This is a genomic window from Streptomyces sp. NPDC058469, assembly GCF_042721125.1.
GTDB lineage: Bacteria > Actinomycetota > Actinomycetes > Streptomycetales > Streptomycetaceae > Streptomyces.
Window position 1 is genome coordinate 21,765 of record NZ_JBHXME010000015.1, and the last position, 14,551, is coordinate 36,315.

At 69.9% G+C, this 14,551-nt stretch carries 14 protein-coding genes; 9 read left to right on the plus strand and 5 right to left on the minus strand.

From position 1 onward, the window contains the following. Nucleotide 1: 1 nt before the first annotated feature. The 9 genes from ACFWP5_RS10615 to ACFWP5_RS10655 all read left to right on the plus strand — a co-directional run bounded on the left by ACFWP5_RS10615 (nucleotide 2) and on the right by ACFWP5_RS10655 (nucleotide 9,962). Nucleotides 2-838 carry a hypothetical protein gene (locus ACFWP5_RS10615; protein WP_384153429.1) on the plus strand — a complete coding sequence of 279 codons (837 nt, stop codon included), beginning with the start codon at nucleotides 2-4 and terminating at the stop codon, nucleotides 836-838. 173 nt (nucleotides 839-1,011) lie between these two features. Then, on the plus strand, nucleotides 1,012-1,749 hold the full coding sequence (locus ACFWP5_RS10620; protein WP_384153432.1) for a YcnI family protein: 738 nt from the start codon (nucleotides 1,012-1,014) through the stop codon (nucleotides 1,747-1,749). A 94-nt stretch (nucleotides 1,750-1,843) separates the two neighbouring features. Continuing rightward, a complete protein-coding gene (locus ACFWP5_RS10625) occupies nucleotides 1,844-2,494 on the plus strand; it encodes an SCO family protein (protein ID WP_384153435.1) in 651 nt (216 codons plus the stop codon). Continuing rightward, the gene (locus ACFWP5_RS10630; RefSeq protein WP_384153438.1) at nucleotides 2,491-2,937 is read left to right on the plus strand and encodes a copper chaperone PCu(A)C; all 447 of its coding nucleotides are present in this window, start codon (nucleotides 2,491-2,493) and stop codon (nucleotides 2,935-2,937) included. The genes ACFWP5_RS10625 and ACFWP5_RS10630 overlap by 4 nt, the downstream gene beginning before the upstream one ends. A gap of 15 nt (nucleotides 2,938-2,952) precedes the next feature. Then, on the plus strand, nucleotides 2,953-5,010 hold the full coding sequence (locus tag ACFWP5_RS10635) for a copper resistance CopC/CopD family protein (RefSeq protein ID WP_384153441.1): 2,058 nt from the start codon (nucleotides 2,953-2,955) through the stop codon (nucleotides 5,008-5,010). Nucleotides 5,011-5,018: 8 nt separating this feature from the next. Beyond that, a complete protein-coding gene (gene efeB / locus ACFWP5_RS10640) occupies nucleotides 5,019-6,317 on the plus strand; it encodes an iron uptake transporter deferrochelatase/peroxidase subunit (protein ID WP_384153444.1) in 1,299 nt (432 codons plus the stop codon). A gap of 72 nt (nucleotides 6,318-6,389) precedes the next feature. Then, complete coding sequence (gene pheA / locus ACFWP5_RS10645) at nucleotides 6,390-7,322, plus strand: prephenate dehydratase (protein ID WP_384153447.1); 933 nt, start codon at nucleotides 6,390-6,392, stop codon at nucleotides 7,320-7,322. 562 nt (nucleotides 7,323-7,884) lie between these two features. Next, complete coding sequence (serS, locus tag ACFWP5_RS10650) at nucleotides 7,885-9,162, plus strand: serine--tRNA ligase (protein WP_384153450.1); 1,278 nt, start codon at nucleotides 7,885-7,887, stop codon at nucleotides 9,160-9,162. After that, nucleotides 9,159-9,962 (plus strand): HAD family hydrolase, encoded by an 804-nt coding sequence (locus tag ACFWP5_RS10655; protein WP_384153453.1) that lies wholly within the window; start codon nucleotides 9,159-9,161, stop codon nucleotides 9,960-9,962. Before serS ends, ACFWP5_RS10655 begins: the two co-directional genes overlap by 4 nt. A gap of 575 nt (nucleotides 9,963-10,537) precedes the next feature. Here ACFWP5_RS10655 and ACFWP5_RS10660 read toward each other — a convergent pair. The 5 genes from ACFWP5_RS10660 to ACFWP5_RS10680 all read right to left on the minus strand — a co-directional run bounded on the left by ACFWP5_RS10660 (nucleotide 10,538) and on the right by ACFWP5_RS10680 (nucleotide 14,379). Beyond that, nucleotides 10,538-10,777, minus strand: a complete 240-nt coding sequence (locus ACFWP5_RS10660; protein WP_329253521.1) for a hypothetical protein — start codon at nucleotides 10,775-10,777, stop codon at nucleotides 10,538-10,540. A gap of 78 nt (nucleotides 10,778-10,855) precedes the next feature. Beyond that, nucleotides 10,856-11,575: an ABC transporter permease gene (locus ACFWP5_RS10665; protein WP_384153456.1), complete on the minus strand. Its 720-nt coding sequence runs from the start codon at nucleotides 11,573-11,575 to the stop codon at nucleotides 10,856-10,858. Between the two features lie 11 nt (nucleotides 11,576-11,586). Beyond that, nucleotides 11,587-12,498, minus strand: coding sequence for an ABC transporter ATP-binding protein (locus ACFWP5_RS10670; RefSeq protein WP_384153459.1), 912 nt, complete (start codon nucleotides 12,496-12,498; stop codon nucleotides 11,587-11,589). Continuing rightward, nucleotides 12,495-13,403 (minus strand): ABC transporter permease, encoded by a 909-nt coding sequence (locus tag ACFWP5_RS10675; protein ID WP_384153462.1) that lies wholly within the window; start codon nucleotides 13,401-13,403, stop codon nucleotides 12,495-12,497. Before ACFWP5_RS10675 ends, ACFWP5_RS10670 begins: the two co-directional genes overlap by 4 nt. After that, the gene (locus ACFWP5_RS10680) at nucleotides 13,393-14,379 is read right to left on the minus strand and encodes an ABC transporter ATP-binding protein (protein WP_384153595.1); all 987 of its coding nucleotides are present in this window, start codon (nucleotides 14,377-14,379) and stop codon (nucleotides 13,393-13,395) included. The genes ACFWP5_RS10675 and ACFWP5_RS10680 overlap by 11 nt, the downstream gene beginning before the upstream one ends. Between the last annotated feature and the right edge of the window lie 172 nt (nucleotides 14,380-14,551).

Sequence of the window (14,551 nt, forward strand, 5' to 3'; positions counted from 1 at the left end):
CATGACTGCCCCCCACCCACGTACGGCGCGCTCCGGAGGTGAACTCCGGGTCCTGCGGGCCGCGGTGTTCGCCGCGGTCTGTGCCGTGCTGGCCGCGGCCGGTCACGCGATCGCCTCCTGCGCCACCGTTCCGCTGTGGACACTGGGCGCGGGTTTCCTCGTCACGTTCCTCGTCGTGGCCCCGCTCGCCGGGCGCGAGCGCTCGCTGCCGGGGATCACGGCGCTGCTCGCGGTCGGACAGACCGTGCTGCACACGCTGTTCGGGCTCGGTCAGAGCGCGGGTACATCGACAACCGGCGCGTTGTCGGCGTCCGACGCCACGCTCGTCGCACGCGCCGCGCATCTCCTGTGCGGGACCACCGCCGCGGCGATCAGCCCGGCGCAGGCCCACCAGATCCTCACCGACGCGCGGCTGCTGCCGACTTCGGGTTCGACGGGCTCGATGAGCTCCATGGGGTCGATGCATCACCCGGCGGACGCCATGTCCACCTCCACCGCCTCCTCGATGTCGCTGTTCCCGTCCCTGTCCATGCTGCTCGGTCACGTCCTCGCGGCACTCGCCGCGGGCTGGCTGCTGCGGCGCGGGGACCTGGCGCTGCTGCGTCTCATGGAACTGTCGGCGCACGGCGTCGCCGAAGGGGCGCTCGTACGGTCCCTGCGTGGTGCGCTCGCCCTGGTGCGCGCCCTGCGGGCCGGGCTGCCGGGGGCGCCCCAGGCGGGCCCGCGCCTGCGCCGTACCGCCCTGTTCGCGCCGCCCGCGCCGCACACCACCGCACTCCAGCACTCGGTGATCCGCCGCGGCCCGCCGGCCGCCGCCGCACACACCCTCGCCGCCTGACGCGACGCGACCACCGACCCCGCACTCCCTTCTGTGTGTGGAGAGGCCGCCGTCGTGCGGCACACGCGCGTGCCCGTGTCTTTCAGCCGGGAAACCCCTGACGCACCCGGGACACCACGCGCCCCTCTTCACCACCGGAACTCACTCGAACTCGAAGTGGAGTGCTCCTTTCCATGAAGACCATGACGTCCATCAAGACCTCGCGTATCGCCGCCGCCGCTGCCGTCGCCGGCTCGGCCGTGCTCGTCCTGTCCTCCCCCGCCTTCGCGCACGTCTCCGTGCAGCCGGAGGGCGCGGCCGTCAAGGGCGGTTACGCGGTCGTCGACTTCAAGGTCCCGAACGAGCGTGACGACGCCTCGACCACGAAGCTGGAAGTCAGCTTCCCGACAGACCACCCGCTGGCCTCCGTGATGCCGGAGCCGATCAGCGGCTGGACCGTCAAGGTCACCAGGTCGAAGCTGGCCAAGCCGGCCGAGATGCACGGCGAGACGATCACCGAGGCCGTCACCAAGGTCACCTGGACCGCGACCGGCAAGGGCGTCGAGCCGGGCTACTTCCAGAAGTTCCCGGTCTCCGTCGGCATGTTGCCCACGGACGCCGACCAGCTCGTCTTCAAGGCGCTGCAGACGTACTCCGACAAGCAGGTCGTGCGCTGGATCGAGGTGCAGAAGGACGGCGAAAAGGAGCCCGAGAACCCCGCTCCGACGCTTGAGCTGACCTCCGCCTCGGCCTCGGGCGCGACCGCCGAGGACGCCTCCGAGAAGACCGAGACCACCGCCGCCGACTCCACCTCGTCGTCCGCCGGCTCCTCCGACACCACCGCCCGCGTCCTCGGCGTGGTCGGCATCGTCGTCGGTGCCGCGGGCGTGGCGTACGGCGTCCTCGCCGGTCGGCGGCGTACGACCGTCTGAGGCCCGTCCGCTTCATGGCGCGCACAGGGGTCCGTGCGACTCTTGCGTACGACCCCGGTGCGCGCCGGAGCTCTCACAACTGGGACATTTCTCTATGCGCAAGAAGACGTTCGCGGCGGCCGTTCTGCTCGCCGCCGCCACCCTGACGCTCTCCGCCTGCGGCAGCGGCGACGACGGCAAGAGCCCCGTCTCCGTGGTCTCCGAGGACACCGCGACGCAGGCCGCCACCGTGCTCGACACCCCGTTCGAGAAGCCGGACCTGGTGCTCACGGACACGCACGGCAAGAAGTACGACCTCCGGGCCGAGTCCAAGGGCCGGCCGACGCTGGTCTACTTCGGCTACACCCACTGCCCCGACATCTGCCCGCTGACGATGAACAACATCGCCGTCGCCAAGAAGTCGCTGCCCAAGGCCGAGCAGGACAAGCTGCTGGTCGTGTTCGTCACCACCGACCCGGCCCGGGACACCCCCTCCGAGCTCGGCAAGTGGCTCAAGGGCATCGACACCCAGTTCGTCGGCCTGACCGGCGACTTCGCCACCATCCAGGCCGGCGCCCGCACGATGGGCATCTCCGTCGAGCCGACGACGAAGGACAAGAACGGCAAGCTCGTCTCGGTCCACGGCACCCAGGTCGTCGCGTTCTCCCCGAAGACCAACGGCGGCTACCTGCTCTACGGCCAGGACACCACCGTCGACGACTACACCAAGGACCTCCCCAAGATCGTCAAGGGGGAGACTCCGTGAGGCAGTTCGTCGTGCCCGTCGCGGTGCTGACCGGCACGCTGGTCCTCACCGGCTGCGGCGGCTCGGACGACGCGAAGGCCCAGCTCTCCGTCAGCTCCGCCTACATGCCCCAGCCGGTCTCGGACATGGCGGCGGGCTTCCTGGACATCGCCAACCAGGGCGGCGCGAAGGACGAGTTGACCTCCGTCACCAGCGACCTCGGTCCCGTCAGCGTGCACGAGACCGTCGGCCAGGCGATGGAGGAGGTGACGTCCCTCGCTGTGCCCGCACACGGTCAACTCGTGTTCAAGAGCGGGGGCAACCACCTGATGTTCGACAAGCTGAAGCACACGCTGAAGCAGGGCGATCACGTGACCGTGAAGCTGCACTTTGCCAAGTCCGGCCCTCTCACGGTTGAGATGCCCGTGAAGTCGGCCACGTACAACCCCACGACCGGGCACTGAGGGAGGGACCCCACCTTGAAGACGACCATCACCCCCCGCGTCCGCAATCTGGTGCTGCTGCTCCTGGCCGTCACCGGCATGCTCTTCGCCGGGGCCGGTCCGGCCTCCGCGCACGCCGCGCTGACCGGCAGCGACCCCAGTTCGGGGGTGGTGGTCGACAAGGCTCCGACGCAGATCTCGCTCACCTTCTCCGAGAAGGTCTCGACGAACAACGACTCGCTGCGCGTGCTCAACCCGAAGGGCACACGCGTCGACGTCGGCAAACCGTCCAACATCAGCGGTACGACGTACGCCATCCAGGTCCACAGCGGCCTGCCCGACGGCACCTACACGGTGGCCTGGCAGGTCGTGTCGGCCGACAGCCACCCCGTCGCCGGCGCCTTCACCTTCTCCGTCGGCGCCCCCTCCAAGACCACCGTCTCGGTCTCCGACCAGGACGTGGGCGGCGGACTCGTCGGCGGGCTGTACGGCTTCGGGCGCTACATGTCGTACGCCGGCTTCATCGTCATGATCGGCGGCGCCGCCTTCATCCTGGCCTGCTGGCAGCGGGGCGCCGGCGTGCGCGCCCTCCAGCGGCTGGTCGTCTCCGGCTGGGTCACGCTCACCGCGGCCACGCTCTGGCTGCTGCTCCTGCGCGGCTCGTACGCGACCACCGGGAAGGTCGGCGACATCTTCGACCTGAACCTCCTCGGCCAGGTCCTCCAGACCAAGACGGGCGCCGCGCTCGTCTCCCGGCTGCTGCTCCTCGCCGCCGCCGCGCTGTTCATCGCCGTGCTCTTCGGGGCGTATGCCCGCCCGTCTCCCACCACCACCCTGACCGACGGCGCTGCGCGCCGGCTGCCTGATTCAAGGGAGGACGAGGAGAAGCGGGACCTCACCTTCGGACTGGCCATCGGCGGCGGTGTGGTGGCCGCCGGGCTCGCCGCGAGCTGGGCGCTGGCCGAACACGCCTCGACCGGGCTGCAGCCCGGCATCGCGATGCCCGTCGACGTCGTCCACCTGCTGGCCGTGGCGACCTGGCTCGGCGGCCTCTCCGCCCTCCTCGTCGCGCTCTACCGGGCCCCCTCCGACAACCAGGTCGGGCGGACGGCCGTACAGAACTTCTCGCGCATCGCGTTCTGCAGCGTCCTCGCGCTCGTCGCGACCGGCGTCTACCAGTCCTGGCGCCAGCTCGGCTCCTGGTCGGCCTTCACCGACACCGGCTACGGACAACTGCTGCTCGTGAAGATCGGCCTCGTGGCGCTGCTCGTCGGCATCGCGTCGATCTCGCGGCGCTGGACGGCACGCCTGGCGGACGCGGCCGCGACCGCCGAGACGACCGGGACAGTCGTCGAGGAACGCGAGCCGGAGAAGGAGAAGGCCCACGTCAGCGCGTCCACGAAGACCGCCGACTCCAGCACTACGACGTCCACCGGGTCCACTGACTCCAGTACCGCCACGTCCGCCGAGGCCGACTCCGGTGTGACCGCCGCGTCCACCACGACCGGCGACTCCAAGCGCGCCGCCCAACTCGCCCGCCAGCAGGCCGCCGTGGACACCACACGGCAGAAGCGGCTGCGGGACGCCGACCCGGTCCGCTTCGGGCTGCGCCGCTCGGTCCTCGCCGAGGCCGCCGTCGCCGTCGTCGTCCTGGCCGTCACCACGGCCCTGACGGCCAGCGAACCGGGCCGCACGGAGGAGGACGCCAAGGCGGCCAAGGCCTCCTCCTCGTCCGCTGCCACGTCGTCCTCCGGCGCCCTGACCCTGGACATGTCGTTCGACACCGGAGGCACGGACGGCAAGGGCGTCATACGGCTCGACCTCGACCCCGCGCGCGTGGGCGGCAACGAGATGCACGTCTATGTGCAGCGCCCCAACGGCCGGGCCTTCGACGTCCCCGAGGTGAAGGTCGCCTTCACCCTCGCCGCCAAGAAGATCGGCCCGCTGCCCGTGACGCCCGACCGCATCACCACCGGGCACTGGGCCGCGACCGGAATCCAGATCCCCATGGCGGGCGACTGGAAGATCTCGGTGACCGTGCGGACCTCCGACATCGACCAGACGACCGTCGACAAGAACGCGCAGATCGGCTGAACCACGCCATGCCTGACCAGTCCATTCCCGAGGCCCGCATCGCAGAGGCGTCCCCCGGGGAGGCCGTTTCCGAAAACGCCTCCCCCGGGGAGGGCATTTCCCGCCGACGGCTCCTCGGTACGGCCGGTGCCACCGGGCTCGTGCTCGGTGCGGCGGGCGGGGCCGTGGGGTACGCGTCCGCGCCCGCCGGGGCCACAGCGCTCACCTCGCTGGGCGAGGACATGGCAATGTTTCACGGGAAACATCAGCCCGGCATCACCGAGGGCCTCCAGGCGCGCGGCCACCTCGTCGCCTTCGACCTGGCGGCGGGCGCGAGCCGCAAGGAGGCGGCGGCCCTGCTGCGCCGCTGGTCGACGACCGCCCAGCGGCTGATGGCGGGCGAGGCGGCGGCGCAGGACGACACGGATGTCGCCCGGGACGCGGGACCCTCGTCGCTGACGATCACCTTCGGCTTCGGCAACTCCTTCTTCTCCCGTACGGGGCTGGAGAAGCAGCGCCCCGTCTCCCTCGACCCGCTCCCCGACTTCTCCTCCGACCACCTCGACAAGGCGCGCAGTAACGGCGACCTGTGGGTGCAGATCGGCGCCAATGACGCGCTGGTCGCCTTCCATGCCCTGCGCACGATCCAGAAGGACGCGGGCGGCGCGGCCCGGGTCCGCTGGCAGATGAACGGCTTCAACCGGACTCCGGGCGCGACAGCCCACACCATGACGGCCCGCAATCTGATGGGCCAGCTCGACGGCACCCGCAACCCCAAGCCGACGGAGTCCACCTTCGACAAGCGGATCTTCGTGCCGGCGTCCGGTTCGACCGACCCGGCGTGGATGGCGAACGGCTCCTACGCCGTCGTACGCCGTATCCGCATGCTCCTCGACGACTGGGAGAAGCTCTCGACCGGCGCCCAGGAGAACGTCGTCGGGCGCCGCAAGTCCAACGGCGCGGCGCTGTCCGGGGGCGGCGAGACGACCGCGATGGACCTGGAGAAGACCGACGCGAAAGGCGCCCTGGTCGTGCCCATCAACGCGCACGCCCGCATCGCCCGGCCCGACCAGAACGGCGGCGCGGCGATGCTCCGGCGCCCCTTCTCGTACCACGACGGCATCGCCGCCGACGGCACCCCGGACGCCGGGCTCCTCTTCGTCTGCTGGCAGGCGGACCCGTTGCGCGGCTTCGTCACCGTGCAGCGGAAACTCGACCGCGGTGATGCCCTGTCGACGTACATCCGCCACGAGGCGAGCGGCCTGTTCGCGGTGCCGGGCGGGGCGGCGGAGGGCGAGTACGTGGGGCAGCGGTTGCTGGAGGGGTGAGTCCGTCGCCCTATGGGGTGGCTGGGCGAGGAAGCGTGTACCGGGTTTCGCAAGGCCCATTAGGGTGAGGTCATGCCAGCCAGCTACGCGTATCTCGGCCCTGAGGGCACCTTCACCGAAGTCGCCCTGCGGACGCTTCCCGAGGCGGCCACCCGGGAGCTGATCCCGTACGTGTCGGTGCAGTCCGCGCTGGACGCGGTGCGCACCGGCGAGGCCGAGGCCGCGTTCGTGCCGATCGAGAACTCCGTCGAGGGCGGCATCACCACCACCCTGGACGAGCTGGTCGCGGGCGCGCCGCTGATGATCTACCGCGAGGTGCTGCTGTCGATCACCTTCGCGCTGCTGGTCAGGCCGGGCACGAAGATCTCCGACATCAAGACGGTCTCCGCGCACCCCGCCGCCCAGCCGCAGGTCCGCAACTGGATGAAGGCGAACCTCCCGGACGCCCTGTGGGAGTCGGCGGCCTCGAACGCGGACGCGGCCCGCCTGGTCCAGGAGGGCCGCTACGACGCGGCCTTCGCCGGTGAGTTCGCCGCCGCCCGGTACGGTCTCGAAGCCCTGGAGACCGAGATCCACGACGCGGAGAACGCGCAGACCCGGTTCGTGCTGGTGGGCAGGCCCGCCCGCCCGGCGGCCCCGACCGGCGCGGACAAGACGTCGGTCGTGATCTGGCAGCGCGACGACCACCCCGGCGGTCTGCGCGACCTGCTGGGCGAGTTCGCCACCCGGGGCATCAACCTCATGCTGCTGCAGTCCCGTCCGACCGGCGCCGGCATCGGCAACTACTGCTTCTGCATCGACGCCGAGGGACACATCTCCGACCGCCGGGTGGCCGAGGCGCTGGCGGGGCTCAAGCGGATCTGTCTGCAGGTGCGCTTCCTCGGTTCGTACCCCCGCGCGGACGTCGGCGTGGACGGGGTGCGGCCGCTGTTCCCGGCGACCTCGGACGAGGCGTTCCTGGCGGCGGCCGACTGGGTCGCGCACTGCCAGGACGGCCGTTTCTGACCCGTAGTACCTGTGCAGTCTCCCGGTACTACCTGCGTATCTTCGTTATCCACAGAAGTTATCCACAGGTCCGCTTCTCGACCTGGGGACAAGTCGACAACGAAGTGCGATCCAGTCGACAAATCTCCCTACAGGCCGTCGACGCGTCCACCGGCGCGTAGGTCACTCTTCGTCCACCTGTTTCCTTCGAGCAATCCTATGGAGCGACGCATTTCCACCCGAAAGTGGGTGGGAGGTGCGTTTGGGACAGGAATTGCCCGTCTCGCGAAACCCCTTGGAAATGATCATTTCCGATGTCCACAGATCTTTCGCACACCCTGTGGATAACTCTTCCGGGATGTGGATTCCTGTGGACAACCGCGACCTCAAGTCCCGTTTCCCACAAGGGATTCGGGTCAACAGGCCGCCTCGCGCCTGCCCCGTTCCAGGGAGCGGGACGCCTTTTCATTGACACGCCTTGACATGAGCGAACACTCTGCGCAATTACCCCATAACTGGATGTAAGCCGCAGTTCGGAATGGTGAGTCGTGAGCCGGAACTCGGCACCGGTAGCCTGGTCCGCGTGATTGACCTTCGCCTGCTCCGTGAGGACCCCGACCGTGTGCGCGCGTCCCAGCGCGCCCGTGGAGAGGACGTCGCGCTCGTCGACGCTCTCCTGTCCGCCGACGAGCGGCGCAGGTCGTCCGGCGTCCGCTTCGACGAGCTGCGCACCGAGCAGAAGTCGCTCGGCAAGCTCATCCCCAAGGCCTCCCCGAACGAGAAGGCCGAGCTGCTCAAGCAGGCCGGCCAGCTCGCCGCCGACGTCAAGGCGGCCGACGCCGAGCAGCACGAGGCGGACGAGGAGACCAAGCGCCTCGCGCTCCAGCTCGGCAACCTCGTGCACCCCGACGTGCCCGTCGGCGGCGAGGAGGACTTCGTCGTCCTGGAGACGCACGGCACGATCCGCGACTTCGCAGCCGAGGGCTTCGAGCCCAAGGACCACCTGGAGCTCGGCGAGTCTCTGGGCGCCATCGACGTCGAGCGCGGCGCGAAGGTCTCCGGCTCGCGCTTCTACTACCTCACCGGCGTCGGCGCCCTCCTGGAGCTGGCGCTCGTCAACGCGTCGATCGCACAGGCCACGGAGGCCGGCTTCATCCCGATGCTGACCCCGGCGCTGGTCCGCCCGCGCGCCATGGAGGGCACCGGCTTCCTCGGGCAGGCCGCGGAGAACGTGTACCACCTGGAGAAGGACGACTTCTACCTGGTCGGCACCTCCGAGGTCCCCCTCGCCGCGTACCACATGGACGAGATCCTCGACGCGGAGAAGCTGCCGCTGCGCTACGCGGGCTTCTCCCCGTGCTTCCGCCGCGAGGCCGGCACGTACGGCAAGGACACGCGTGGCATCTTCCGCGTGCACCAGTTCGACAAGGTCGAGATGTTCTCGTACGTCCTCCCCGAGGACGCCGAGAACGAGCACCAGCGGCTCCTGGACTGGGAGAAGCAGTGGCTCACCGCCCTCGAACTGCCCTTCCAGGTCATCGACGTGGCCTCGGGCGACCTGGGCTCGTCGGCGTCCCGCAAGTTCGACTGCGAGGCGTGGATCCCGACCCAGGGCAAGTACCGCGAGCTGACCTCGGCCTCCAACTGCGACAGCTTCCAGGCCCGGCGCCTGTCCGTACGGCTGCGCGACGGCAAGAAGGTGCAGCCGCTGGCCACGCTCAACGGCACGCTGTGCGCCGTACCGCGCACGATCGTGGCGATCCTGGAGAACCACCAGCTGCCCGACGGTTCCGTGCGCGTGCCCGAGGTGCTGCGTCCGTACCTGGGCGGCCGTGAGGTCCTGTCACCGGTCGCCAAGTGAGCACCGGCTTCCCGTACAAGCTGATCGCGACCGACCTCGACGGGACGCTCCTACGCTCCGACGAGTCGGTCTCGCCGCGCACCCGGGCCGCCCTCGCGGCGGCCACGGAGGCCGGCGCCGCGCACATCGTGGTGACCGGCCGCGCGGCCCCCTGGACCCGGCACATCCTCGACGACCTCGGCTACAAGGGCCTCGCGGTCTGCGCCCAGGGCGCCCAGGTCTACGACGCCGGGGCGCACCGCCTGCTGACGTCGGTGACCCTGGACCGGCAGCTCGCCGGGGTGGCACTCGCCAAGATCGAGTCGGAGGTCGGCCCGCTGTACCTCGCGGCGAGCCGGGACGGCCTGGACGGCGATGTGCTGGTCGGCCCCGGGTACGCGGTCACGGGCACGCTCCCCTCGACCCCGTTCACGGACGCGTCCGACCTGTGGACCGCACCCCTGAACAAGATCTACATCCAGCACCCGACCCTCACGGACGACGAACTCGCCGAGGCGGCCCGCCAAGCGGCGGGCGGTTTCGTCGGGGTCGCGATGGCCGGCGCGGGCATCGTCGAGCTGCTCCCGCTCGGCCTGTCCAAGGCGACGGGCCTGTCCCTCGCGGCACGCCGCCTGGGCCTGAAGGCCGCCGACACGATCGCCTTCGGCGACATGCCCAACGACATCGCGATGTTCGCCTGGGCCTCCCACAGCGTGGCGATGGCCAACGCGCACGAGGAACTCAAGGCGGTGGCGGACGAGGTGACGTCGTCGAACGAGGACGACGGCATCGCGGTGGTGCTGGAGCGGTTGCTGGGCTGAAGGGTGGGCCCGGGGAGGTGGCAGGCGCTACAACCGCCACCGCTCCAACGGCCCCAACCGCTGTGGGCAGTCGTTCCGCAGGGCAATGGGGTCCCTCGCTCGAGCGAAGCCGAGGGTGGGCACGGCCTGCAGCGCCGGACGCCTCTTCGACGAACCGCGGCCCCAAAAAGTCGGTCCAGTCCCAGTGACAACGTCTCGCACAGGTGATGCCGCTGGGGCGGCGCCCGTCCCACGGAGAGCGGCACCTCGTGGCACCGGTCCGCGCGACCGACCCGCCCCAGCGCAGAATGCCCCCTGCTGATGGGGGCGAAAGGGAGGGCGGCCCACGCGACAATGAATCGCGTGCTCGAAGCGGCCGCCCCGGGCAGCTCCCCGTGGTGGGCGGCTCGACGGAGGGGTAACTACTCCGGAGACCGCCGCGGGCTGCCCTGAAGGGAGTTGGGCGTACTGCCGTGCATGGACATCGCCCAGCTCCTCTCCCGGTAAGTGGCGCCGGCCTGATCCGACGTCGACACAACAACTGTGCCTGTACGCCGAGTTGGACGCCACTCAATTAACCCGCGGCCGGACTCCCGCTAACGCCGCCGCCACCTGCGCCGTCGCGCCTTGCTGAAGAACCATCCGGCGGGCGGCTCGTCCGAGCGCCAGGGCTGTGGCTCGGGCGACTCGTTGCGCCAGCGCGCCGCGAGCATCCGGGCCCGGGCGGACGGCTCGGCCGTCTCGGCGGACCGTATGAAGTCGTCGTCCAGGACCAGCTTGTCCCAGCCGTCCCCGGACTCCGCCTGTCCGCCGCCGTACGTCGCCTCTCCGGCCATCCCCGTCCTCCCAGCCGTGCGTCCCGTTTGCCCAGTGTGCCCGGACAGAGATGAAGCCCCCGTCAAGATCAGGACCTGTCATTCCTCGCCGGCGAGCTTCAGCGAGCGCAGCTTCTGTCCGGCGTACCAGGTGGCTCCCACGGTGACCGCGACGAGGAACACCGTCGCCGTGGTCAGTCCGACGTCCGAGGTGACCAGGTCGCCGCCGGCGACCTTCTGGGCGACGGCCAGGGACCACTGCTGGACGCTCAGCGTGCGGGCGCCGGCGACCAGGGAGCCGAACAGGGCTTCCCAGACGAGGGCGTAGACGAGTCCGAAGACCACCGCGTGCCGGGAGACCGTGCCGAGCAGCAGGAAGAGTGCCGCGTAGGCGATGGAGGCGACCAGGGCGGCCACCGTGTAGGCGACGGCGATCTGCTGTCCGTTGCCGTTGAGGATGAGGCCGGCGATCAGCATCGGTACCGCCGAGAACACCATGGTGACGGCGACGGCCACGATCAGCTTGGTGAAGATGATCGTGGGCCGCTTCAGCGGCTTGGACAGCAGGTACACCACCGAGCCGTCGTCGATCTCGGGTCCGATCGCGCCCGTGCCCGCGATGACGCCGATGATCGGCACCATCGTGGCGAGGCCGAGCCCGCCCAGGACGTCGACCGCGGTCTGGTCGTCGGCGCCGGCGAGGCCGCGCACCACCACGGAGATCGCGATCAGCAGGAAGGGCAGGGCGCCCAGGATGAGGGCCCGGCGCCGGCCGAGCAGGGCCCGGTAGGTGAGTCGGGCGACTGTGGGGTCGTACATCTCTTGGCCTCCTACGCCGCGACGAGATACGAGAAGACGGATTCAAGAGACTCGTCGGACGGCGAGACCGTGAGCAGCCGGATGCCGTGGTCCTTGGCCACCCGGGGCAGCAGGACCGTGAACCGGCCGAAGTCGACGGCCTGGACGCGCAGCGCGCCCTCGGCCAGGTCGACCTCGATGCCGGACGTCGACGGGTCGGCGATCAGGGCGGCCGCGAGGGCGCGGTCGTCGCTGGAGCGGACCAGGTAGCGGTGCGGTCGGTCGGTCATCAGGCGGCGGATCTTGCGGAAGTCGCCGCTGGCCGCGTGCCGGCCGGCCACCACCACCTCGATGTGCCAGGCGAGTTGCTCGACCTCTTCGAGGATGTGGGACGAGAACAGCACCGTGCGGCCCTCGTCGCCCATCCGCCGCAGCAGGTCCATGAGTTGCATGCGCTGGCGCGGGTCCATGCCGTTGAAGGGCTCGTCGAGCAGCAGCAGCGACGGATCGTGCACCAGGGCGCTGGCCATCTTCACGCGCTGGCGCATGCCCTTGGAGTACGTGGAGATCTTGCGGTCCTGCGCGTACTCCATCTCGACCGTGGCCAGCGCCTTCTGGGCGGCCTTGGCTCCGAGACCGTGCAACTCGGCGTTGGCGACGACGAATTCGCGTCCGGTGAGGAAGTCGTACATCGCCTCGCGCTCGGGGACGATGCCGATGTGCTTGTAGATCTGTTCGTTGCGCCACACCTGCTGGCCGTCGAGGGTGACGGTGCCGGTGGAGGGGGCGAGGAAGCCGCCCATCATGTTGATGAGGGTGGACTTTCCGGCGCCGTTGGGGCCGAGCAGCCCGGTGACTCCGGGGCCGACGGTCATGGTGATGTCGTTGACGGCGACCACGTTGCCGAACCAGCGGGAGACGTGGTCGATGGAGAGCGTGGTCACAGGCCCACCTTCCGGTAGCGGCGGATCAGGAGGCCGTAGGTCGCGGCGATGAGGCCCAGGACGGCGAGGACGTAGACGACGCCTTCTCCGTGGGTGGGGCCCACGCCTCCGGGGAACGCCGAAGTCGCGCCCAGGAAGGCCGACTGGAGACCGTCGATGAGCGTGACGGGCGAGAAGAGGCCGATCCAGGGGATGGCGTTCGTGGCGTTCTGCGCGTCGGCGATCGCCTGGAGGGTGGAGACGGCGCCGTAGGAGATGGTCAGTACGGCGATGACGGCCGCGATGCCGAAGCCGCGGCGCGGGGTGATCGCGGCGATGACCAGGCCGATGCCGGCGAAGAGCAGCGAGAGGAGGGTCACGGAGACGAGTCCCTGGGCGAAGCCCTTGGTCTGGTCGACGAAGTCCAACTTGGCGAGCAGGGCGCCTACGTAGAGCACGATCAGCGGGGCGGCGGTCAGGATGAACATGGCCGACGCCAGGGCCGCGAACTTGGCCCTCACGTAGTCGGCGGTCTCGATCGGCCGTGAGAAGTACAGCGGTACGGTCTTGAAGCGCAGGTCGCGCGAGACCGACTGGGGTGCCTGCGAGGCTACGTAGAGGCTGATGACGGCCTGCATGATGATCGCGTAGCGCGTGTAGGACACCGGCAGGTCGTGCGCCTTCGTGGCGACCGCGACGGCGACCATGATGGCCGCGGGCACGCACATGACCACGAACAGCAGCATGGGCAGCACCTTGGACTTCACCGAGCGGCCGAGGCCGTAGGCGCCGCGCAGGGACTGCGAGTAGAGGGAGCGGCGGGCGTAGGCGCGGCCCAGGCGGGGGCCGTTGTAGCTGCGGTAGCCGATGTTGTGGATACGGGTCTGGTCGCCCGGCTGGGGGACCAGGGGCTGGTCAATTGCCATGGCCTACGGCCTCCTTCCGCTCTGCGTCGTTGTCGGTGCCCGTGTCGGTACCGGTGTCGGTGAAGACCTCGGCGATGTGGTGCCTGCGCTGCTCCATGCGCACCAGTCCGATGCCGAGGTCCGCGATCACGTCCCGGACCACGTCGTACGTCTCCTCGCCCGTGGCCGTCAGGAGGAGGACGTGGCCCGCGCCCGGCAGGCCGCTGCTGTCGTGGGTGTCCACCCCGCGCGCGTGGAGCGCGTCGCGCACCGAGCGGGTGCCGTCCGGGTGGTCGTCCGTGTCGGTGACCTCGATCGCCAGGGTCGTCGTGGTCTGGGTGAAGTCCGTGGTGGAGCTGGAGCGCAGGAGCTTGCCGCCGTCGACCACGATCACGTGGTCGCAGGTGCGCTCCAATTCGCCCAGCAGGTGCGAGGTCACCAGCACCGAGATGCCGAAGTCCGTGTGGATGCGGCGGATGAGGCCGAGCATCTCGTCACGGCCGGCCGGGTCCAGGCCGTTGGTCGGTTCGTCCAGGAAGACCAGCTGCGGGTCGTGGACGAGGGCCTGCGCGAGCTTGACGCGCTGCTTCATGCCCGTCGAGTAGCCGCCGATGGGGCGGTAGCGCTCCTCGTACAGACCGACATGGCGCAGGGTGTCCGCGGTGCGCTCGCGCGCCGCGGCCGGCGGCAGGCCGGACATGCGCGCCATGTGGACGACGAACTCGGTGGCCGAGACGTCGGGCGGCAGACAGTCGTGCTCCGGCATGTACCCGACGCGCTCGCGGATGTCGGCACCCTTGGTGGCGACATCGAGGCCGAGCACTTCGGCTCGGCCCTCGGAGGCGGGGGACAGACCCAGCAGGATCTTGATCAAGGTGGACTTGCCGGCTCCGTTGGCACCGACGAGCCCCGTAACACCGGGTCCGACGTCCACGGAGAGCCGGTCAAGCGCGGTCACCCGTGGGAACCGCTTGCTCAGGCTTTCGGTCGCGATCACAGTCACGTCTACGAAGGTAGTGACGCGGACCACTACGGTCGTCACCCCGCAGAGCTGTCCTCACGTCAGACTCCAGGCGTACGGGTCCGTAGGGGATCCCCTGCTTGAGGGCTACCCAGCGTCACCCTCGCGGTTGTCCACAGGTAGAGATCACGCCTATTGACGCAGCCTC

Coding starts and splice junctions, on each gene's coding strand:
- ACFWP5_RS10675 (WP_384153462.1), bottom strand. CDS start 13,403: ATGGCAATTGACCAGCCCCTGGTCCCCCAGCCGGGCGACCAGACCCGT.
- ACFWP5_RS10665 (WP_384153456.1), bottom strand. CDS start 11,575: ATGTACGACCCCACAGTCGCCCGACTCACCTACCGGGCCCTGCTCGGC.
- ACFWP5_RS10625 (WP_384153435.1), top strand. CDS start 1,844: ATGCGCAAGAAGACGTTCGCGGCGGCCGTTCTGCTCGCCGCCGCCACC.
- efeB (WP_384153444.1), top strand. CDS start 5,019: ATGCCTGACCAGTCCATTCCCGAGGCCCGCATCGCAGAGGCGTCCCCC.
- ACFWP5_RS10615 (WP_384153429.1), top strand. CDS start 2: ATGACTGCCCCCCACCCACGTACGGCGCGCTCCGGAGGTGAACTCCGG.
- pheA (WP_384153447.1), top strand. CDS start 6,390: ATGCCAGCCAGCTACGCGTATCTCGGCCCTGAGGGCACCTTCACCGAA.
- ACFWP5_RS10660 (WP_329253521.1), bottom strand. CDS start 10,777: ATGGCCGGAGAGGCGACGTACGGCGGCGGACAGGCGGAGTCCGGGGAC.
- ACFWP5_RS10620 (WP_384153432.1), top strand. CDS start 1,012: ATGAAGACCATGACGTCCATCAAGACCTCGCGTATCGCCGCCGCCGCT.